Here is a 20303-nt window from a genome sequence, read left to right as displayed (position 1 = left end):
GACCGTGGCTGCAGATCTGCGGGTGCTCCATCTCGGCTTCGAGGACCCCCTCATGCCGGGAGCAGGGGGTGGGTCGGTGCGCACGCACCAGATCAACCGGCGCCTGGCAGCCCTCGGCTTCGATGTGACGGTGCTGACCACCACCTACCCCGGCGCCCGGGAGCGGGTACAGGACGGCGTGCGCTACGTGCCCGTCGGTATCGGGCAGGGACGCAACAGGCTCACCCGGCTCCTGGGCTACATCGTCCGGCTCCCTTTGGAGACGCGACGGCGCCGGCAGGACGCCGACCTCGTCGTCGAGGATTTCTTCGCGCCGTTCTCCACGATGGCAGCTCCCCTCTGGGCGGGCAGGCCCACCGTGGGGATGGTGCAATGGCTTCACGCGCGCGACAAGGCACGGCAGTACAAGCTCCCGCTGCACTGGCTCGAACGCCTCGGCGTCCGCTCCCACCACAGCCTCATCGCGGTCTCCCAGGGCACGGCGAGCAAGCTCGCCGCACTCAATCCTGCGGCCTCGGTGGACGTGGTCGGAAACGGGATCAGCCCTGAGTCGCTCGAGGGTGAGATCGGACTGGGCCGGCACGTCCTGTTCGTGGGACGGCTGGAGCTGCACCTCAAGGGCCTCGACCTGCTGCTCGCGGCGTGGGCGACAGCTGCCCGGCAGATCGGGGACAAACTGATCATCGCGGGATCGGGCCCGGACACCGAGAAGATCGAACGTCTCATTGCCTCCCTCGGGCTCGGGAGTTCGGTGGAGCTGGTGGGCTGGGTCTCCGGCGAGCACAAGCTGGCCCTCATGCGCTCGGCACGCCTCGTCGTCGTACCCTCCCGCCACGAGACGTTCGGGCTCGTCGCCGTCGAAGCCCTTGCGAGCGGTACTCCCGTGATGATCTTCGACATCCCGTGCCTCCGTGAGGTCGTGCCCGCCGGATGCGGATGGCAGGTGGAGCCGTTCGACACGGAGGCGCTCGCCGCGGAGCTGGTGCGGCGTTACTCCGATGAGGCGGCCCTGGTCGACGCCGGACGCCGTGGGCGTGCCTTCGCCCGCAACTTCGACTGGGATGTCCAGTCGCGGCGGCAGGCGGACATCTACCGAGCTGCGGTAGGGATACCCGTACCGGCTTGACCGCGGAACTCGTCCGATCCTCTTCCCGAAAGGCCTCGGTGTGCTCACGAACCTACCCCGCCTCCAGAGATCCCTGCTCAGCAACGACCCCTGGCTGTTCCTCTCCCCCCACCTCGACGACGCAGTGCTGTCCTGCGGCGCCCTCATCAAGGAGAGCTCGCGAGCGAGGGACGTCACTGTGGCGACCATCTTCACGGAGACGACGGCCCCTCCGCATACCCGCGCCGCCAGGACTTTCGTCGGCCAGTGCAGGGCACCGGATGCCGATACCCTGTTCGCCGCCCGCAAGGTGGAGGACCGGCAGGTGCTCGAGGAGCTGGGTGTGCGGTACGTGCATCTGGGCCTGGCGGATGCTCTCTTCCGACTGCGGCACCCGACTCCGGGCTCGCAGCTCGTCAAGCGGTTCCTGCCGGAACTGGTGTACCGCTACCCCACCTACCGGTTCGACATAGCGCTCGGTCGGATCTCCCGGGGCGACCGCGCCCTGATCGCGGATCTCCGCGCGCAGGTGGGTGATCTGTTGCAGCAGACGAAGGCGGAGTTGCTCTTCTGCCCCCTCGGCACCGGTCGGCACGTCGATCACCTGATCACCCGCATGGTGGGCAGTTCCTTCCCGGACAGGGTGGTCTACTACGCGGACTTCCCGTACAGCATGTCCTTCCCGCTCGACGAGCGGTTCGTCCGCGAGAACGTCCTGGAGAGCGGCACCTTCGACCAGGAGTTGGCAGCCAAGGAGGCGATGATCAGGGGGTACGGCACGCAGGCGGCCGCCCTGTTCCCGGACGGCGAGATCCCCGCCGTGCCCGAGACGTATTACGCCGCCCTGGTGTAGCGCCGACGGTTCAGTAGCTGTTGCCTTGGTCGTCCACGCGGTCGCCGAACCCGTCGACCACCGTGAAAGCACCGCTGCGCGAGGCGGTGTTGCCACTGAGCACGATGCCCTCGAGGTTGCCGTAGAAGTCGACGGACGGCCCGCTGTTGTCCTCGAAGTGGTTGTCCCGCACCTCCACACCGGTCACGGGCCCGGTGCCTCCGTAGTAGCCGGTGATGAGGCCACTGGTGGACCCCCAGAACCGGTTGTTCCTGATCGTGAGGTTGTACGCACCGGCCTCCCCCACGGCGATCTGCATGGCGGATCCGTGGCGGCCACCGCGCACCGTGTTGTCCAGGTAGGCGACGTCGTGTACAGGGTCGCCGATGCTGTGCGCCACCAGGCCGTCGTCGCCGTCGGTGCCCGTCCCCTGGTCCACCGTATTGCCCTGCACCACACCGAAGCCCGAGTCCAGGATGTGGATGCCGTCGAGTTGGTCGTACGTGCCGTTCGTGGCGACGGAGGTGGCGTTGCCCAGGATGCAGAAGTCGGTGCTCGCCACGACGGCGATGGAATAGGTGAACGGGTTCACGGTCGTCACGCGCTGGACGACGGCGTTACGGGAGTACCGCACGTCGATCAGGTATTCGTCGAGCCGGTTCGTCGTGTTGCCGTCGAGGGTGTCGCCACTGTGGTCCGCGGTGAGGTCCGAGATGGTGACCCCCGTGGCGCCGTTCGTGGTGATCAGGGGATGGCCTCCGAAGGGTCCCGTCTCCGCCAGGAATTGCGGACCGGCCTTGACACGCGTGCTCGTGGCGCCCTCTCCCCTGAGGGTGACACCGTCGAGGAGCATGAGGGGTCGCGAGAGCAGATAGGTGCCCCCCGAGAGCTGGACCACCTCTCCGCCACGTCGGTGAGCGGCGTCGATGGCGCCCTGGATGGTGGGCGCGGAGTCCGCAGAGGAACCGGCTGCGGGAGCCGGGACACGGCGGACCGTGGTGGCTGTACTACCCGTCGCCGTGCACCTCACGGTCCTCGTCCCTTCCATCACAGGAGGAATCAGCGCCTGTCCGGCAGGATCCCACTCCCTACTATGCAGCACTGCAGCCTGTGACAGACGGCACTCGTCCCGCCCTGGGCCGGACCCTGCCTGCTCATGGCGGGCCACCGAGTATCCCGGGGGCCCTGCCAGGAGCCTAGAACATCTGCTTACGGGCAGGATATGCGCTGCACGATGCTGCCGGTGGACCAGTAGCTCCCGAGTACTTCCAAGTAGTACGCGTAAAGAGACAGGTACGGCAGTTTCGTGAGAGTTAGCCGTGCTCTCCCTATCGTTGAAGACGAGGGAAAAGCCCTACACCCCCTGTTCGCAGGGACGTAGCTTCCCGGATCGACGCACTGCCTTCAACGCCGATAGCAGCAGATGGAGCCGTGCACCTACTCCATCAAGCTTGCGTGGTCCCCCTGAACGGGTCAGCGGCGTTGTGCTCTCGTGAGACTGGAGTACCCCCAACGCGCCGCCGACATCCGGGCAACCGCGTGCGGTTGTCCGGGAGCCCCACCGTTCCGGGTCATGGCCCGGCCGGCGTCGTCCTCAGCGATCCGGGCCCGTTCTTTTCTGAGATCGACCGCCCCTCCGATCAGTCATCCGCCGCCGCGGTGCCATTGCTGATCGGGTGTCCTGTTGACGTCCCGAAGCGCAGAGAAGGCCCGATTGAACCCGAGTACCGAAACACTCGACGAAGCAGCTGTGGAGCCCGCTCCCCTGCTGACCCCCATCCCTGAGGAATCCCCGACTCCTGAGGTGGCTCCCAACCGAGGAGTCGAGACCGGCGGAGGCGTGTCGGAGGAGCAGGCCCGATCGATCCTTCCCGACTGGTCCATGTGGGAGTGGATCGGTTACAGCACCATGATCGTGGTCGCGATCCTCCTGACCATCATTGCGGTCACCACCCTGTGGTGGATGCTTCACGCCTGGCGCTCCCGCGACAGCCTCCAGCGCACGGGATTCTCCAGGACACCGCGGCCGGCGGCCGAGTCCTTCACGCTCCTCGTGCCGGGCAGGCACGAGGAGGAGGTCATGGGGCAGACCCTGGACAAGCTGGCCCAGCAGGACCACCCGGACTTCGAGATCATCGCGATCGTCGGGCATGACGATCCCGGCACGGAAGCGGTGGCCCGCGCCGCCGCGGACCGGCATCCGCACCTCATCAGGGTCGTCGTCGATTCCTCGGTCCCCAAGAACAAGCCGAAGGCCCTGAACCTCGCCCTGAAGTCGGCGCGCGGCTCGGTCATCGGGGTCTTCGACGCGGAGGACGACGTCCACCCCCGGCTCCTCTCGCTCGTCGACTCGCGCTTCACCGAGACCGGCGCCGACGTGGTGCAGGGTGGCGTGCAGCTCATGAACTTCGAGACCACGTGGTGGTCGCTGCGCAACGTGCTCGAGTACTACTTCTGGTTCCGCTCCCGGCTGCACTTCCACGCCAATGCCAAGTTCATCCCCCTCGGCGGGAACACCGTGTTCATCCGGCGCACCTGGCTCGAGTGGTCGGACGGCTGGGACGCCGACTGCCTCGCCGAGGACTGCGAGGTCGGTGTTCGGCTCTCCAGCCAGGGAGCCACGGTGGCCGTGGCGTACAGCCCCGAGGTCGTCACCCGGGAGGAGACGCCGGGCACGCTGAAGTCCCTGTTCAAGCAGCGGACACGATGGAACCAGGGGTTCCTGCAGGTGCTGGGCAAGGGCGAGTGGCGCAAGCTGCCCACCACCCGCCAGCGCCTGTTCGCCCGCTACATCCTGGCGATGCCCTTCCTGCAGGCCGCGACCGGCCTGCTCATCCCCGTCTCGATCGCCCTGGTGCTCTTCGCGAAGGTTCCCGTCATCGTCGCCCTGATCACGTTCCTCCCGCTCGGTCCCACCATCGTCACGCTGGCGGCCGAAGCGGCCGGACTCAGTGAGTTCGGGCGTCTCTACGGCAAGAAGGTGCGGGTCCGCGACTACGTCCGGCTCGTCCTCGGCACGTTCCCCTACCAGGTCTTCCTGGCCGCCGCCGCGGTCCGGGCGGTCTACCGCCAGCTCAAGGGCGAGAACTCCTGGGAGAAGACAGAGCACACCGGCGCACACCGCACGCCGACCGAAGCCCCGGCACACGAGCGCGAACTCGTGGGTGTTGCCGCCTCCTCCGCCGCCCCGCGCATCAGCACCCAGGGAGCCACCACATGACCAGCACCATCCACCGCTCCCCCACCGTGGAGCGCTCCTCGCCGCCACCGGTCCGTCCGATCGAGCAGCCACCCGCCAGGCGATCGCGCCAATCGGCCCGCCAGCGCTGGATGCGCGTCCACGGACGCGCGCCCCTCTTCCTCGTTCCCGTGCTGCTCCTCGCCGGCGTCGTCCAGGCATGGAACATGGCAGGGTCTCCCCAGCGCATCGACGACGAGGGCACCTACGTGGCCCAGGCTTGGGCCATCGTGCACCTCGGCGAGTTGGCCCACTACACCTACTGGTACGACCATCCGCCCCTGGGGTGGATCCAGCTGGCCGGGTACGCCCAGCTCACCGGCGCCTTCGAGCGCTGGGACACCGCCGTGATGGCCGGCCGTGAGGCCGTCCTCGTGGCGACCGTCATCAGTGTCGGCCTGCTCTGGCTGCTCGGCCGCAGGATCGGCCTGAGCCGTACCGCGGCGTCGGGAGCCGCGCTCCTGTTCGCCCTGTCCCCGCTGGCCCTGCAGTTCCACCGCACCGTGTACCTGGACAACGTCGCCACCCCGTGGCTCCTGGGTGCCCTGGTCCTCGCCACGAGCCGCAGGCACCAGCTGGCGGGATTCGTCAGCGCAGCAGTGATGTTCGGTATCGCGGTGCTGACCAAGGAGACCTACCTGCTGGCCCTGCCGCTGCTGGCCTTCGTCATGTACCGGTCCGCGTGGCCGGCCACCCGGCGCTACACGCTGGCGGTCGCGACGACGATGCTCGCACTGGTCGGCTTCGGATACATCCTGTTCGCGACGGTCAAGGGAGAACTGGTTCCCGGACCGAACCGTGTCAGCCTCTTCGAGGGTGTGGCCTTCCAGCTCTCGTCGCGTGCCTCGAGCGGATCCCTCGCCGATCCCGAGAGCCAGCTCAGCCGAACCCTGGGCATGTGGTGGCAGCTGGACCCGGTGTTCATCGCGGCCGGCGCTGCCGCCGCGATCGCCGGTCTCTTCATCACCAAGCTGCGCCCGTATGCAGTGCTGGTGCTGGCCCTCGTGGCCTTCATGTTCCGGCCGGGCAGCTACCTGCCGGTGCCCTACATCATCATGCTCCTGCCGTTCGCCGCACTCCTGATCGCGGGTGTGGTCGGCAAGGCGGCCTCCGCGCTGCGACGCGGCTCGGGGGCCCACCGAGTCGCAGGCGGTGCCGTGGTGGCAGCCGCCGTGATCACCACCCTCGTCGCTGTCCCGCTCTGGGCCAACCAGCTCCGGGGCTTCCTGTTCTCAGACCTCGACGAGCCGACCGTCCAGGCACAGGCCTGGCTCGAGGCGCATGTCCCCGAGGAGGATCGGATGATCGTCGACGACGCCCTCTGGGTGGACCTCGTGCGCAGCGGCTTCGAGCGCGACAACGTGATCTGGTACTACAAGATGGACACCGACGCGGACGTGATGGATGCGTCGCCCAACGGGTGGCGGGATTCGGACTACATCGTCACCACCGATTCGATGCGCACCTCCGCGGAGCAGTTCCCGCAGGTCAACGGCGCGCTCACCAACTCCGCCGTCGTGGCGTCCTTCGGTGTGGGGTCGCAGCAGGTCGACGTGCGCCGCATTCACCCCGAGGGCATCGCCGTGCACACCGAGCAGGAGGACCAGCTGGCCGCACGCCGTGCCTCGCTGGGTGCCGAGCTCGTGCAGAACCCCACCCTCCGTCTCGACGACGACGCCCGGGCACAGCTGGTCTCGGGGCAGGTCGACACGCGGATCGTCGCGGCGCTCAGCCGCCGTGCCGCGCTCGACGACTCGCTCTCCGTGTCCTTCCCTCCCGTAGCAGGCGAGGACGGGACGGTCCGCCGGCAGGTGCTGATCACCGAGTCCGACGGCGGGGCGCTGGCTCCGGGCACAGCCGCAGCCGCCGATCACCAGGCATGGTTCGAGAACCTCGGTGGTGCCTTCGCCGTGCAGTCGGCGGTCCAGACGGACACGGGCGTGCTCTCGACCTTCTCGGTCGACGCACCGACCGACGTCCTGCCCGCCCAGTGACCGCCCTCCGCTCCGTCCCGGCTCCGGCCGCATCCACCATTCCCCTCTACCGTTCAGGACGATCACTATGACCGCTCACACCCAGGACTCCCCGGACCACGCCGCCTCGGGCACGCAGCCGGCGGCACGGACCACCCGCCTGCGCACCACCAGAGGGATGCTCGCCGTCGTCGTCGCCGCGGCGATGTACGGCGCCGTCTCGGCCGCCCCGGCCGTGGCAGCCGAGGAGCCGCAGACATCCGGAGGCTGGGCGAGGGTCGCCCATCTCTCCCCCGACACCAAGACCGTCGACGTCGAGCTCACCGCCGTCGCCGGGGGTGAGGTCCTGTTCGAGCTGGAGGATGTGGCCTACGGGGACGTCTCCGAGTACCTCCGGCTGCCGGCCGGAACCTTCGTGGTGGACATGACGCCCGCGGACAGCGCTCCTGATACCGATCCGGCCCTGAGCCAGCTCATCACCGTCCAGGAGAACCAGCCGGTCACCCTCGCCGTGCTGGGGAAGAACGCGGATCTGACGGCCAAGGTCATCGTCGACGACCTCACCGCGCCCGAGGACGGCCGGGCCCGGATCCGTGTCCTCCAGGCGAGCACTCTCGCCGAGACGGTGGACATCCAGACCATCATGGGCGACCCGATCGCGGTCGGCGCGAAGAGTGGACAGGTCACCGGCTATGCGACGGTCGACGCGGGCCCGTGGGAACTGCAGCTCTTCAAGAACGGGGAGCGCAGCCTGGCGACCGTCGATCTCCTCCCCGGCAGCGTGAACACGCTGCTCGTGCTCGACAACGCGTCCGGTGGACTCACGATCAAGCCCATCTCCGACAGCGCCACGGTCACCGACACCCCCGTGGGCGGCACCAACACAGGATCCGCGCCCCTCTCCGCGGGCCCCCGGGACAGCGCTGCAACCGGTTCCGCAAGTCCGTGGCACGTCGCGCCTCTCGTCGCGGCCGGCCTGGCCGCCGTCGTCGTCGTGGCGCGCGGTGCATCGCAGGGGCTCCTGCCGGTACCCGTCCGGCGCCGCCCGTGAGACGAGGGACCCTGGCGTGGATCATCGCGTGCGGTACGGCGGCACTCGCGGCCACGGTCGTGATCGCGCTCTGGTCCACCGGCCTGCTCCCGTTCACCAAGAGCTCGACGCCGGAGACCACCGATGACGGCCCGGTCGCGGAGGACATCCTGACCGCCGAGGAAGCGGCAACGGACTTCCTGGAGAACTGGGTCGACGACGGCCGCGTGGTACGCCGGGACCAGGGCGGGGACACTGTCAGCGAAGGCCAGGCGTACGGCCTGCTCATCGCCCTCGGCGCCGACGACGAGGAGGGCTTCGAGTCCATCTGGCGATGGACGCAGACCAACCTGATGCGCGACGACGGCCTCCTCGCCTGGCGATGGCAGGACGGCGGGATCGTGGACAGCGAACCGGCGTCCGACGCCGACGTCGATGCGGCGCGGGCCCTGGTGCTGGCCGGAACCCACTTCGACCGTCCGGAATTCACCGAAGCGGGCAACTCGCTGGCGGGAGCGATCATGGACTCCATGACGGCGCCCACTCCCCTGGGGCGGATACTGCTCCCCGGGGTCTGGGCTGCCACCGGCCCCGACTACCCCTACAACCCGTCCTACGCATCACCCGTCGCCTTCGGCGTCCTCGCCGACAGCACCGGGGACGAACGGTGGACGGAGCTGGTGACGGGCGGCACGGAAGTCACGGCCGCGCTCCTGGCGAAGAGTCCGCTGCCACCGGACTGGGCGCAGGTCACTGCAGCGGGAGCGGTCAACGCCATGCCGGGCGCCACGGGGATGGACCAGGACGTGCGCTACAGCTACGACGCCGCCCGCTTGCCCATCCGCTTCGCCGAGTCGTGCCGCGACGAGGACCGGCAACTCGCCGCACAGCTAGTCCAACCGCTGACGCGGGACGACCAGCTGCCGGCGGCGCTCGATCTCGGCGGAACTGCCCTCAACACCGACGAGCATCCCCTCGCGTACCTGGCCCGGGCGGCCGCCTCCGCGTCGGCGGGAGATACGTCCACCTCCGCCGAGGACCTCGACAGGGCCAGCCGGCTGGCGCAGCAGTACAGCACCTACTACGGCGCCGCATGGACCGCACTCGGGCGGCTCATGCTCGAGACCGACACCCTCGGTGGTTGCCCACCGCTGCGAAACTGACCCGTTGCGGCAGAGACACGAAGAAACCAGGTACCTCCCTTGACATCGAAGACCAGCCGGATCTCCCTGCGGACTGCCACGTGCCTGCTGGGGGCAGCACTGCTCGTGGGCGGCTGCGCGGCTCCATCCACACCCGAGGGCGGGCAACCCGACAGTCCGGCTCCCGCTCCCTCCGCGGCCTTGGCGGCGTCCGCCGGGAAGATCCAGGATCCCTCGGCGCCGGCTGATACTGCTGTCTCCCCCGAGGCGGCACCCGTGCGGATCAGCATCCCCGCCATCGACGTCGACGCTCCGCTGGAGGTGCTGTCCCTGGACGCCGCCGCCGAACTGCAGCCACCCGTCGACTGGCAGGCGGCGGGCTGGTACGACCGCAGTCCCGTCCCGGGAGTACGCGGTCCGTCCGTCATCGCAGGACACCTCACCGCCCCCGACGGGCCTGCCGTCTTCGTGGATCTCGGGAACCTCGAGCCCGGGGACACGGTGACCGTCACCCAGGCGGACGGGAGCACCGACGACTTCGCCGTCAACCGCACCATCTCCGCCGAGCGTACCGACTCCTTCCCCACCGAGGAGATCTACGGACCCACACCGGATGCCCAGCTCCGGCTCATCACGTGCGACGGCGAGTACGACCCAGCACGCGGGCACTGGACGCGCAACATGATCGTGTTCGCCACGGCGCTGCCGGAGTAGCACCACCGTGCCGTACCCGTCGGCCAGCGTTCATCGAGCGTTAAGGCCTGCTCATCCTTTGCCCGGGCAGGACTTCTTCCTGCCCACCTAGAGTCGCTCACGTCTGGGTGGCTCTCGGAAGGGGAATCAGCGTGCGCGTTTCGGTGATCGGTTGCGGCTATCTGGGGGCGGTCCACGCCGCGTGCATGGCGAAGCTGGGCCATGAGGTGGTCGGTATCGACGTGGACCCGTGGAAGATCGGCGAGTTGCAGGCCGGTCGGGTCCCGTTCTTCGAACCGGGCCTGCCCGAGCTCCTCGAGGAGGTCCTGGCGGCCGGGCGGCTGAAGTTCAGCACCGAGATGGCCGACGCCCAAGGCGCCCAGGTGCACTTCCTGTGCGTGGGCACCCCGCAGCGCAAGGGCGAGTACGCCGCGGACCTGCGCCACGTGGACGGCGCCTTCGCCGCGCTGCTGGATTCGCTCGAGCCCGGCAATGTGGTGGTCGGCAAGTCCACGGTCCCAGTCGGGACGGCTGCGCGGTTGGCCGAGGACCTCGCCGGGCGGCACCCGGACGCCGTGCTGGCGTGGAATCCCGAGTTCCTGCGCGAGGGCTTCGCGGTCAAGGACACGCTCGCACCGGACCGTTTCGTCTACGGGGTGCCCGACGGGGGGCCCGGTGAGCGGGCCACCGCTGTCCTCGACGAGGTATACAGCGCACCGCTGGCCCTGGGCACCCGGCGCCTGGTGACCGACTACGCCACCGCTGAGCTCGTGAAGTCCGCCGCGAACTCCTTCCTGGCCACGAAGATCTCCTTCATCAACGCCATGGCGGAGGTCTGTGAAGTCACCGGTGCGGACGTCACCGTCCTGGCCGACGCGATCGGCATGGACGAGCGGATCGGCCGTCGATTCCTCAACGCCGGCATCGGCTTTGGTGGCGGCTGCCTGCCCAAGGACATCCGGGCCTTCATGGCCCGCGCGGGCGAGCTCGGAGCGGACCAGGCCCTGACCTTCCTGCGGGAAGTGGACGACATCAATGTCCGACGACGGATGCGGGCCGTGGAATTGACGCGCACCCTGCTCGACGGTTCCCTGCTGGGCAAGCGCATCACCGTGCTGGGCGCGGCCTTCAAACCCGACAGCGACGACGTCCGCGACTCCCCCGCCCTGAACATCGCCGCCCAACTCCAGCTCCAGGGCGCCGCCGTGACGGTCACCGACCCGCAGGCCATCGACGGCGCCCAGGTCCGCTTTCCCGAACTGACCTACGAGCGAGACCTCGACGAAGCGATCACCGAGGCCGACGCGCTGCTCCTGCTGACGGAATGGGACGAGTACAAGGGCCTCGCGCCCGAACACGCGGCCAGACTGGTGCGGACGAGGAACATCCTCGACGGACGCAACGTGCTCGACAGCCGGGCCTGGCGTGCAGCCGGCTGGAACTACAAGGGAGTCGGTCGATCCTGAGAGGTGGCGCGGGACGGATCAACGCCCGGGCGGCTGACGCATACTGGTACCTCACGTCGCTTCAGCCGTTAGGACAATTCTGAGCACCGCAGCGACTCCGTCCAAGCCACCGCGATCTATCGTCCGCGCGCTGTGCGCACTGTGGCTCGTGGCGGTTGCGCTCATCGTCCTGTGGCCGACGCCGGTGGACCGCGGCGGGGCAGAGGCTCTGCGGCGGGCGCTGAACTTCCTGCATGAGCACGGCCTGCCGACGTTCGTCACATACAGCGTGGTGGAGTTCTCGGCCAATATTCTGATGTTCGTGCCGCTGGGCCTGTTCTGGTTCCTGCTGACTCCGCCCCGCCTGCGCTGGTGGGCCCCCGCCGTGAGCTTCGCCCTCTCCACGCTCATCGAGGCCACGCAGTTCCTCCTGCTCCCCCAGCGGTTTGCGACCCCGTACGACGTCGTCGCCAACACCCTCGGTGCGCTGGTGGGCGCCCTCACGGCTTGCGCGCTGCTTACGGCGGGGCGCCGGGAACGGTCGCCCTAGGACACGACTCTGCGGACACAGTCGATGATGCTGAGCTCAGTGTTCTTGTGATAGCAGCGCGGCTTCGATTTGATGGCCCCGTCTGCCTACGCCGGGGCGTGGAACTTTTGTTGAGCAGCCGTCAGGCCGTAGCGGATGAGGAGCTTGACGGCGTCGGCGGCGTCATCGAGGAGGAACGGCAGTTCCTTCTACTCCACGGTGCCGAAGTCCCTGAGTGCGAGATCAGCAGTTATCGGTCAGTTAGCCTCCCGCACACAACGCCTTCATGCCGATCGGCTGTCTTACAATCGCCTGCTCAACTACGTCCCTGAATTGCGGCAAACGCGCGGTCAGACCTCCTGTAAGGGAGCACGGCGTGGCAGCTCTGCTGCATTGACACGGTCATGCCCAGTCAGCTGCCTTGCTTCGACGGCGAGTGGCGCGGCATGCGCAATACCTAGCCGCAGCGCATCGCTGCGCTAAGCCGGATTCATCGGCAGCTTATGCTTGGGGCATGACTGTGGGGGCACTGGATGAAATCCAGGACGAGACGATGGCTGTTCTTTCCGGGCTGTTGGTAGAAGGCCAGAGAGTCGCACTTGTAGACTTTCCAAACCACGAGAACTCGGGCGACGCCCTTATCTTCCTCGGGCAGTCGCGGTACCTCGACCGGCTCGGAGTACATGTCGACTACATCGCAGACGGAAGCCGATACAACCCTGCGCACCTCCGGGCGCTCGTGCCCAATGGGCCGATTCTGATTCAAGGTGGCGGCAATTTTGGGGATCGCTGGGAGTACATGCAGGCCCTGCGGGAACGCGTCGTTAGCGACTTTCCGGAGCGGCAGATTATTCAACTTCCGCAGGGCATCGACTTTCAGGAGGGTCCGCTCCTTCAGCAAGCGCAGGCCGTGCTCAACGCGCACCCCGACCTGACCCTGCTCATCCGCGATCATAATGGCGTGCGGCGCACGCGGGAGTTGTTCCCGAGCGCGAACGTCCTGTTCTGCCCGGATATGGCGTTCGGGTACGGGGAAGTGGATGGGCGGCGCGGGCACCTTGATGTAGTTGTGCTGCGGCGCAATGATTCTGAGTCCCTCGAAGGTAATGAGCGGTTCAACATGCATCCCGTGGAAAGCCACATCGACCTTGACTGGGGCCTGCGTGGCCTGCGCAAATTCTTCGACAAATTGCTCCACATCCCGGGAGCGATCACCAAGCGGATTCCTGTCCTTGCAATCCCCCTTTACCCCGTCCAGCGACGCGCATACGTAGCGATCGCCAGCAATAACGTCCGGCAAGCCGTGGCGATCCTGGGCAAAGGTCGACTGATCGTCACCAACCGGCTTCACGCCACAGTGCTGGCTGCACTCATGGGCAAGCCGGTGATCGCGATGGACAACGCCAACGGGAAGATCAGCGCCATCATCGGCGACTACTTGGGGCGCATGCCCGGCGTACACTACGCCCCAAGCGTCAAAGAAGCCGAAGCCCTGGTGGACTCCTACTTCGACTAGGCCCTCGCCGACCAGTTCAGCCGCAAGCTCGAGCCAGGCGCAGGTGCGCTTAGAAATTTGTCGCGGGTAGAATCTGGAGCATGGGGAACTCACTCGCAGGACTGACTGCTATCGCCATGACCTACAACGTGGAGCCTGAGGACGCATTGGTAATGGCCAAAGAAGCGATGGAAGTAACGGCCACGGAACATGACGTTATTTTCGACGTCGTGGGCCGCGCCCAGATCTCAACCTCATCCCATTACGGCGGAAACGTAGGCTGACCCAGTGCAGCGCCGCGTACGCCTTCTTCAGCTCCGTCTTGATTGCAAGCATTTGTGGCGGGTAGGAAACTGCACTGACTAGGCCGCACAGCTGTGTATGCGGGGCGTTGAGTGCGGTCCACATTAGGATCGGAAGCATGAAGATTTTGGGGGACCGTAGCGCGCTGCTGTGGCTGCTCGGCTCAGTAGTAGCGACGTGCGTGGGAGCTTCTGCGCTCTACTTTGGGCCGATTGCCGCGCTTGCACTAATCGGACCGGTAGTGGCGCTCATGGTCTTCCCGCGCCACCCTAAGCTCGGCTTCCTGTTCTGGCTTCTGACAGTGTCCGCGGTGCCGTGCTGGATCGGCATCGGTGTGGCCGGGGTGTTTGCTCCCGTCACCACGGTTTCTTCCTTCGTCGCTTTGAGCTGCTTGCTGGTTGGTACGAGGTGGGAGCCGAATAAGGCAGATTTGTGCGTTAGCGCACTCCTAGTCCTCGCGGCGTTCGGGGTGGCGTTCGGGTCATCGTCGGGAAAGTCCAGCATCAGCGCATTCATATCTATGCTTACGCTGTGGGTTGCCGGGTACCTTGTTGGGCGGTTCGTGTGCGAGAAAGCAGGAATCCGCTTTGTAAAGACCTCGGTAGGGATCACCTTTGGAGTTGTCGGACTCTTGGCAATAATCGAGAAATTGTTTGGTTGGCATCCGTTCGTAGGCTTAGCTGGCATGAACTCCTTGGCCGAACTCTGGGCCCCAATTCAGACGCGAGCTGGCGAGTCTCGAAGCGAATGGGCGTTCGGGCACTCCATCGCTCTCGGCGGGTCCCTAGCCCTGGCCATCCCCTTCTTGCTCTCGTCTGGCCTGAAGACACGAAACAAGCTGGTCTTGCTCAGCCTCATCCTTGTAGGGGTAGCCACAACCTTGAGCAGGGGGGCAATGCTTGCCGCTGGGCTAACCCTTATTTTGGCACTCCTGACCGCCAAGAATCTTCGGGCAGGGCAACGCGCATTCCTGTTCATCTTTGCCACGATCCTTGGCATGTTCACAGCTATCAGCTTTATGGCCGTATCGGACGAGGCCGGGTCAGAAGTGACGAACAGTTCAAGCTACCGGGTAAATCTCCTTACCCGCCTCATCGGCACACTGGCACCGATAGGCAGGGCGCATAGCTACATGGCTGATGCTTCGGGATCGGGGCAGTACGGAATCTATGGGTCGATTGACAACGCATTTATGGCGGTCGGGCTTGGCTTTGGTTGGATCGCGATGGCCCTCGTTATCTTCCCGTTCGCAGTGATGAGTCTCCGGCTCGTTCGGGGCCGCGCTTCATTCGCTGAAGTCGCCCTCATCGGTCAGCTTCCAGTAATCGCCACCGTCGCGATGATTACTCAGTACCAAGTGGCAGTGTGGATGGTGGTGGGATTGGCCGCGGCTCTTGCCGGGGACACGAGCGAAACTCAAGAAGGGCAATCTGCTCCGGCAGAACCAGAACTCGGCAGGGTCGGTGCCCCCGTTGGCTGGTGAGACTGTTTCCCTGCGAGAGCATGCGTTCGGTGTGTCAATCGTTCTGTAGATACTTGCGGCGATGTGCTTCATGGATATATCAACTAGTCGAGATGTGCTGTTTGCTTTTCCCGGCGTGGCACTTGTGATCGACGGTATCTACGCAGCGCGCTGCGCTAGACGGACTACGTAGATATTCACCGCTCGCCTCCGTTCTCGGTTGAACCGCAACCCACTCTGTGCCGTTGTCGAGGAACTCATTGCTCGAAGGCGCTTTCAATGAAGCGAGGAACGCTTGCGCGCCCGCGGCCAGTCGAGGTGTGACCGTGCTGATTGACATACCCCCACGGGTGAGTGTTGTCCACGCTGTCTGCGGCTACCCACCACCCGGTGGTGTCGAGCCCGTGAACCCGGGCAGGGGCTGGACAGGCCGCGATTCCTCTGTAAATGGCTGAGGACTTAGTGCCCATGGGGTTCCGGGCGACGACATTGCCGGTCGTCGCGGGCGTAGCTGCGAGCAAGGCGTTGAGCCACGCGGTCATCTCGGCGATCACGAGAGCGTCGCTAGTGCCGGCTCGGTTTTAGGCAAGCGCATAACCGTTCTGTGGACCGCATTCGAGCCTGACACCGCCGACGTAAACGACTCCCCTGCGTTGAATATCGCCGCGCAGTTGCAGCTCAGGGGAGCAACACTATCGTCGCCGACCCACAGGCCGTCGAGGGTGCCAGCCGCTTTCCAGAGCCCGTATACGATCAACCTTTACATGGTGCGCTGTCCGGCGCAGACGCGATCCTTCTACTGACGGAATGGAACGTATACCGAGCCCTCACACCCGAACAAGACTGCCAAGCTCGTGCACACCGGGAACTTTCTTGACGGACGCAACGTGTTGGATGGCGGGGCCTGGCGAGCGGCGGGATGGAATTACAAGGGAATCGGCACGCCTGCAGCCGCTATAGCCCTAGCTAGAACCACGATTACGAGGTGAATGAAACTCGCTCCTTCGCTGCTCACGCGAGATATAATCCTTTATCTCCCCGGCGCTTCTCGAACCGGGAACGCATTGGCGCTGTCCTGTTTACGCTCACCGACACGGTAGACGTGTCAGATTACGGCGCGAACCAAACCCTCGTCGCACAGCGGCTCTCCCCTCGTTTGAAGATGAAAACACGAGTAGGCAACCGAGTATGCCGAGCGACCGCTTGCTTGTTCGCACCGGCCTCAGATCCCGCCTTGCATTCCCAACATCGCGGAAAAGCATAATTCTCGCTCCTATTTGAGCCGCTGCCCACTAGGGAAGTACCGTCAGCAAATAGAAGTCGATATACTTCTAATCATCGCGCCACTGGGCTGACGGAACCTAGACCAGCGCTGCCCACAACACGCCGAGACCGAGCAAGACCCTAAAAATCGATCAGGGAATTTCGACCACCTCACTGAGTGATTACCAACAACGAACGGAGCGCTAATGTCAGATCAGCAATGGTTCAACATTCTCACCGTATGCACAGGAAATATTTGCCGATCTCCTGCAGTAGAGAAAATGCTTCAGTCAGGACTAGATGCAATTGCTCCGAATACATTCCGCGTGAACAGTGCAGGAACCAGAGCTCTCGTAGGACTCCCGATTGAAAGTAGCGTCGCCTCCACACTCCAAACAATGGCGATCGAAACCAGCGAGTTCTCCGCCAAGCAAATAACCACTGAATTGATTGCCGAACAAGACCTGATCTTAGCCTTGACCCGCGAACATCGCAGTGAAATCGTGAACATCGCGCCTTCCGCTTTGCGCAAGACCTATACGCTCCGAGAACTGGCACGAATCCTCCCAAACATCAAACGCGAGGATAAACTGGAATCAATAGCCCGTTGGACCACTGCTGTTCATCAGAGTCGCCGACTTCGCACAGCAAATGCAGTTGACGCTAGAATGGACGATGTAGTGGATCCCTACTACAAAGATGCAGCCGTACATGCGCAGATGTTCGACGAGATACACCCGGCGGTTACTGCCCTACTCAACTTCGAACGCAACACCGTACGGTAGCTTCTCTACGACGAAAACGTCCTGCGAGGTATATTCAGTGGATTGTCCGTCGCACTGCTCGACGACGGAGACGCAGCCCTGCGCTGAATCTCTAGGTCGGTCGCAATTCTACAAAATAGGAAGCACAGTTGAACAGCTGCATAATCGATTTTGATACAATGATCAGCTTGCATAACCCCAAAACCCCTGCACCGTTCAGGCAGCACCTCCGTCCCTGGCAACGTTCACGCAGGCTACAGTTGTAGGAGCGCTATTATGCGAACGTAAAGTAGAAGAACCTCTTACGAGCCTCTTCTGCATAGTTCACCAGAGAGGCCTTGCGTGCGAGATGTCGAAGTTTACTATCCCACCCACCTTGACACGAAGGGTTGGGAACTCCAGAACGCACAGGGTCTGGTGCCTGATAAGTGGCCTTACGGGTTGAATCAACTTGCGGGTCACCTCAGCGCGACGAGCGCTCGCTTGTCCAACCTCGCAGCAAGAGCCAACCTGAGTTCGACGCGAAGGAAGAAAGTTGTTGACGTTGCGCTCGCCTGGGAGGAAGACACCGCTCTACGCATGCTGCTGCATAGCAAAGCGAAAGTGAAACTTGCTGGTGTTATTTGGGCCACGGACAGGTTCGCGAGTCACAAGCCGAAAGCAAAAGACCAAATCATCCGACCTGCACTTCGAAGACTTGATCGATTATGGGTTTTAAGCCCAGCGCAGGTCCCCTTCGTGAAATCCTGGCTTGGACCAAATCATCCGCCAATTGAATTGCTAACGTTCGGCGTCGATAAGGACTTTTTTCAGCCCGCCGAGCCTGTTCGCTCACCGCTGTTGTTCAGCTTGGGATCCGACCGAGACCGTGACATGAAAACTCTGTTTTCAGCATTCGAAATCATCGCTTCCGCTCGTCCCGACGTGGCCCTCGTCGTGCAAACTTCATCGCAGCTACCGACGCCCGTTGGGGTAACGAAGATTCCGCGCGTAGGTCATAAAGACCTTCGGTCTCTCTACCAGTCAGCCACCGCTGTCGTCATTGCGACGGGCACTAATCTGCATGTCTCAGGCATGACGGCGGCCCTGGAATCAATGGCTTGCGGCCGGCCCGTTGTGATAACTGAGACGGCCGGGATGGGTCACTATGTCGATCACAACGAAACCGGGTTGCTAACTCCTGTTGAGGATGCCGCAAGTCTCGCCTCTGCAGCGCTCCGACTTACTGACGATGCTTCTCTCGCGAACCAACTAGGTGCGGCGGGACGTACCGCGGTAGAAGAGCGCTACAACACAAGAGAAATGGCTTTCAGTCTAAGCGAAATGATCGAGAGAACGTTGTAATAGGCCCTACCCTAACTTCTGACGGCGCAGCCTAGCTGGAGTGGAATTGCGCAGACGGCGTACTGCAAGGCTATGAGTGCAGGGCCAGCGATCGACAGCCGGTAATGCAACCTGAATGCGACTTATCTGCGACCTACCGAACTCTCTCCCACAACGGCAATATAGGATATTGATTGCTAGAGATTCCGCCTCCGAAAAATTCGAGCTATAACTTCGACGCAAGCAGGGTCCTGAACTCGCGAAATGGTACAAGCCGTCGAAGGAGGTAAGTTAGAACCGCGGAACAGAAAGCAAAAGCGACACACGGCATGAACCCGTTCCAAACCGTGCCCGGGAGATACGCCACGAGGATAAGTGATACCAGCGAGCCGCCCCCAAACAGTGCAACTATCGGGAGTATACAGAAGCACCACCAATCGCGCCCCCGAAGGTGAGTTATCTGTTCGGCGCGGCGCACGTAGGAAAACTCGAGTATCACCAAGGGCAAGGACAACGCTGCGGCCACGCCTACCGCTCCCCATAGGTTGCCGAAGATGAATCCCAGCACGAAAAAGCTGACAGCCCAGGTTACTTGTTCGCGAGTGAAAAGGCCAGGTTTGTTAGCGGTATCTGAAGCTAGTATTAGCACCGAGTGAAGCGAGTTCAGCATCAGCCCGCCAAGAAGAATGATCAGAACAAACGACACCGCGTCAATCGGCACCGCCTCTCCGAGCCATAATCGTAACAGAGGTGCTGCTCCGAACATAAGGAACAGGCACCCGAAGCTCACGAGCAACGTGGACATCCTGATCAGTGTCCTAATCAAATCCTCCGCTTCACTCGCTGACTTATAGAAAGTTCTGCTAAGCGAAGACCTGAACGGCTCAACGGCCCACGAGCTGATTTGGCGAACTCCCGCGTAAATACGGAATGCCGCATTGTAATAGGACACTTGCGCTGGTCCCGCCACCAATCCGACTACCAATGTCCCGCCCTGGAGTATCGAGTTTCCTGCCAGCGAAACGACGAACGATCTAACGCTGTATTGAAGCATCTCCACCAGAGTTGACAACATCTTTCGGTCAAATCTCAGATGCCGCCAATGGTTCCTCAACAGGATGCATGCGGCCAGACAGGGAGGGACCGCGAGAGCGATGGTCTCCGCGATGACAAGTGCATAAAAAGTCCCGAGCACCGTACATGCGATCAGGGTTCCCGCGATGCGAACTGCAACACCTATGAGCTGAAGTTTGCGCTCAAGGACAAGCATCCCGGCGCCTTGAAGTGCGCTACTAAACGGACGCACAATCATGAGGCATACAACGAGGACTCCGCATACCACCAAAACTGCTGCATCGGCGGAAGACAAGTGGGTCTTCTCGCTTTGAATTCCTACATAATGATTGAAGATAAGATAGGCAACTGGCGCCATGAGCAGCGAAATCGATAGACACCATACGATCGCGCTCGAAAGCAATGTAGCTACTGGGAGCGAGGCGTCGCCACCTCGCGACCTCGATCCGAAATGTACTAGCGCTCCCCCGACACCGAGATCCGCGTAAGCTAAGTAAGAAGTAATTGCTAGAACAAAGAGCCACATCCCGTAAAGCGGCGCGCCGACCGTCGATAGAGCAATCGGAAACAATACAAGTGAGGCACACAAGGACGCCATCCCGGCAATGCTGCTGTAGAGCACGCCGTGGCCT

16 protein-coding genes and 1 pseudogene are annotated in these 20303 nt (G+C 63.8%); 14 read left to right on the top strand and 3 right to left on the bottom strand.

Annotated features, from left to right (window positions below):
- Positions 1-4: 4 nt before the first annotated feature.
- Positions 5-1126 carry a glycosyltransferase family 4 protein gene (locus CI785_RS07335; RefSeq protein ID WP_240615062.1) on the top strand — a complete coding sequence of 374 codons (1122 nt, stop codon included), beginning with the start codon at positions 5-7 and terminating at the stop codon, positions 1124-1126.
- A 40-nt stretch (positions 1127-1166) separates the two neighbouring features.
- Positions 1167-1958, top strand: a complete 792-nt coding sequence (locus tag CI785_RS07330; protein WP_240615061.1) for a PIG-L deacetylase family protein — start codon at positions 1167-1169, stop codon at positions 1956-1958.
- Between the two features lie 10 nt (positions 1959-1968).
- Here the strand turns inward: CI785_RS07330 and CI785_RS07325 are convergent, their stop codons facing one another.
- On the bottom strand, positions 1969-2967 hold the full coding sequence (locus CI785_RS07325; protein ID WP_157940202.1) for a glycosyl hydrolase family 28-related protein: 999 nt from the start codon (positions 2965-2967) through the stop codon (positions 1969-1971).
- 684 nt (positions 2968-3651) lie between these two features.
- Here CI785_RS07325 and CI785_RS07320 point away from each other — a divergent pair.
- The 7 genes from CI785_RS07320 (at position 3652) to CI785_RS07290 (ending at position 12008) form a co-directional block, all read left to right on the top strand.
- A complete protein-coding gene (locus tag CI785_RS07320; RefSeq protein WP_240615060.1) occupies positions 3652-5157 on the top strand; it encodes a glycosyltransferase family 2 protein in 1506 nt (501 codons plus the stop codon).
- Positions 5154-7169 carry an ArnT family glycosyltransferase gene (locus tag CI785_RS07315; RefSeq protein WP_105031420.1) on the top strand — a complete coding sequence of 672 codons (2016 nt, stop codon included), beginning with the start codon at positions 5154-5156 and terminating at the stop codon, positions 7167-7169. The genes CI785_RS07320 and CI785_RS07315 overlap by 4 nt, the downstream gene beginning before the upstream one ends.
- 67 nt (positions 7170-7236) lie before the next feature.
- Positions 7237-8199, top strand: coding sequence for a DUF4397 domain-containing protein (locus CI785_RS07310; RefSeq protein WP_105031419.1), 963 nt, complete (start codon positions 7237-7239; stop codon positions 8197-8199).
- Complete coding sequence (locus CI785_RS07305; RefSeq protein ID WP_157940201.1) at positions 8196-9341, top strand: family 8 glycosyl hydrolase; 1146 nt, start codon at positions 8196-8198, stop codon at positions 9339-9341. The genes CI785_RS07310 and CI785_RS07305 overlap by 4 nt, the downstream gene beginning before the upstream one ends.
- 39 nt (positions 9342-9380) lie before the next feature.
- A complete protein-coding gene (locus CI785_RS07300) occupies positions 9381-10034 on the top strand; it encodes a sortase domain-containing protein (RefSeq protein ID WP_105031417.1) in 654 nt (217 codons plus the stop codon).
- A 131-nt stretch (positions 10035-10165) separates the two neighbouring features.
- A complete protein-coding gene (locus CI785_RS07295; RefSeq protein WP_105031416.1) occupies positions 10166-11479 on the top strand; it encodes a UDP-glucose dehydrogenase family protein in 1314 nt (437 codons plus the stop codon).
- Positions 11480-11627: 148 nt separating this feature from the next.
- Positions 11628-12008 carry a VanZ family protein gene (locus tag CI785_RS07290; protein ID WP_157940200.1) on the top strand — a complete coding sequence of 127 codons (381 nt, stop codon included), beginning with the start codon at positions 11628-11630 and terminating at the stop codon, positions 12006-12008.
- Between the two features lie 86 nt (positions 12009-12094).
- On the opposite strand, the pseudogene CI785_RS17490 reads toward CI785_RS07290, so the two are convergent.
- Positions 12095-12238, bottom strand: a pseudogene (locus CI785_RS17490) (aminoacyl-tRNA hydrolase); the annotation flags it as partial.
- 263 nt (positions 12239-12501) lie between these two features.
- Between CI785_RS17490 and CI785_RS07280 the strand changes: the two are divergent.
- From CI785_RS07280 to CI785_RS07265, 5 genes are all read left to right on the top strand, one after another.
- Positions 12502-13503 (top strand): polysaccharide pyruvyl transferase family protein, encoded by a 1002-nt coding sequence (locus CI785_RS07280; RefSeq protein ID WP_105031414.1) that lies wholly within the window; start codon positions 12502-12504, stop codon positions 13501-13503.
- An 80-nt stretch (positions 13504-13583) separates the two neighbouring features.
- The gene (locus CI785_RS17060; RefSeq protein WP_157940199.1) at positions 13584-13766 is read left to right on the top strand and encodes a hypothetical protein; all 183 of its coding nucleotides are present in this window, start codon (positions 13584-13586) and stop codon (positions 13764-13766) included.
- A 137-nt stretch (positions 13767-13903) separates the two neighbouring features.
- A complete protein-coding gene (locus CI785_RS07275; protein WP_105031413.1) occupies positions 13904-15268 on the top strand; it encodes a hypothetical protein in 1365 nt (454 codons plus the stop codon).
- A 1448-nt stretch (positions 15269-16716) separates the two neighbouring features.
- Entirely contained in the window at positions 16717-17295 is a 579-nt protein-coding gene (locus CI785_RS07270; protein WP_105031412.1) for an arsenate reductase/protein-tyrosine-phosphatase family protein, read from the top strand.
- Between the two features lie 462 nt (positions 17296-17757).
- Entirely contained in the window at positions 17758-18618 is an 861-nt protein-coding gene (locus tag CI785_RS07265; protein ID WP_157940198.1) for a glycosyltransferase family 4 protein, read from the top strand.
- Between the two features lie 205 nt (positions 18619-18823).
- Here the strand turns inward: CI785_RS07265 and CI785_RS16850 are convergent, their stop codons facing one another.
- Positions 18824-20197 (bottom strand): lipopolysaccharide biosynthesis protein, encoded by a 1374-nt coding sequence (locus tag CI785_RS16850; protein WP_338064888.1) that lies wholly within the window; start codon positions 20195-20197, stop codon positions 18824-18826.
- Positions 20198-20303 lie beyond the last annotated feature (106 nt).

Origin of the sequence: Arthrobacter ruber (genome assembly GCF_002954225.1) — a bacterium.
Lineage (GTDB): Bacteria > Actinomycetota > Actinomycetes > Actinomycetales > Micrococcaceae > Arthrobacter_D > Arthrobacter_D ruber.
Note: the sequence above shows the minus strand (reverse complement) of the source record. Positions and strands in the feature narration are given on the sequence as shown.

What these genes read in the sequence shown, in the direction of transcription:
- CI785_RS07315 (WP_105031420.1), top strand. Translation starts at nt 5,154, where the DNA reads ATGACCAGCACCATCCACCGCTCCCCCACCGTGGAGCGCTCCTCGCCG.
- CI785_RS07310 (WP_105031419.1), top strand. Translation starts at nt 7,237, where the DNA reads ATGACCGCTCACACCCAGGACTCCCCGGACCACGCCGCCTCGGGCACG.
- CI785_RS07280 (WP_105031414.1), top strand. Translation starts at nt 12,502, where the DNA reads ATGACTGTGGGGGCACTGGATGAAATCCAGGACGAGACGATGGCTGTT.
- CI785_RS17060 (WP_157940199.1), top strand. Translation starts at nt 13,584, where the DNA reads ATGGGGAACTCACTCGCAGGACTGACTGCTATCGCCATGACCTACAAC.
- CI785_RS07275 (WP_105031413.1), top strand. Translation starts at nt 13,904, where the DNA reads ATGAAGATTTTGGGGGACCGTAGCGCGCTGCTGTGGCTGCTCGGCTCA.
- CI785_RS07270 (WP_105031412.1), top strand. Translation starts at nt 16,717, where the DNA reads ATGTCAGATCAGCAATGGTTCAACATTCTCACCGTATGCACAGGAAAT.
- CI785_RS16850 (WP_338064888.1), bottom strand. Translation starts at nt 20,197, where the DNA reads ATGTGGCTCTTTGTTCTAGCAATTACTTCTTACTTAGCTTACGCGGAT.